Raw genomic sequence first — 949 nt, 5'->3', positions numbered from 1 at the left:
AGTTTTTATTTATTAACTTAATTGATAAAAATGAACTAATCATTTTAAAAAATTTTGGAATAGATAATTTAAGATTAATTGGTATTATTTCTTTAATATCATTTATTGCCAGCCTATTTATAATTATTTTTTTTTATAACTTTTCAGCAAAATTAAAACATTTTTATCTTGAGATTAAAAATAATTTTGCAAGTGATAATAAATATCTTGCGGTTATTACTGACAATGGTATTTGGATTAAAGATGAGATTGAAGGTAACAAGATTATAATTAATGCTAATTTAATTAAGGGAAATATCTTAAAAGAAGTAGTAATTACCCAGTTCGATAATGACTTTTCGCCTAAAAAATATATTTATGGAGAAATTGTAGATATTAAAAAAAATGAATGGGTGATTGAAAAAGCTACAATAATTGAAAATAATATTAGAATGATTAAAAATAATTTCATATTTCAATCTAATTTTAATTCAAAAAAAATTAATTCACTTTTTTCAAACTTAACATCTTTAACAATATGGGAATTAATAAATCTTAAAGATGAATATAATTCAGTAGGCTATTCTGTAAAAGAAATAAATTTACATCTGCAAAAAATTTATTCCTTTCCTGTTTATTTAACAATATTAACTATTTTTGCATCTGTATTAATGCTCAATGTGCCTATCAACAAACCTAAATTCTTTTATTTGATTATGGGTATATTTGCCTCTGTATTAATTTTTTATATAAATCACTTTTCATCTTTATTAGGAGAAAATAATAGATTACCAATTACATTATCTGTTTGGTTGCCACATGTAATCGTTTCTATCTTAACTGTAATTGGTATGGTGAGGATTAATGAAAAATAAAATCAAAACTTTACTTTCTATAATAATAATTTTTTTGTTTAATATTCCATTAAATAGTGAGGAAATTAATTATTCAAGCAATTCAATAAAAATTT

1 protein-coding gene is annotated in these 949 nt (G+C 21.1%); it reads left to right on the top strand.

The window, feature by feature from the left end:
• Window positions 1-854, top strand: an 854-nt coding sequence (locus AMN81_RS04190) for an LptF/LptG family permease (protein ID WP_072090849.1), incomplete at its 5' end; no start/stop codon positions are given.
• Between the last annotated feature and the right edge of the window lie 95 nt (window positions 855-949).

This window comes from Candidatus Pelagibacter communis, assembly GCF_001179845.1.
In the GTDB taxonomy this organism is placed as follows: Bacteria; Pseudomonadota; Alphaproteobacteria; order Pelagibacterales; family Pelagibacteraceae; genus Pelagibacter; species Pelagibacter ubique_Q.
Note: the sequence above shows the minus strand (reverse complement) of the source record. Positions and strands in the feature narration are given on the sequence as shown.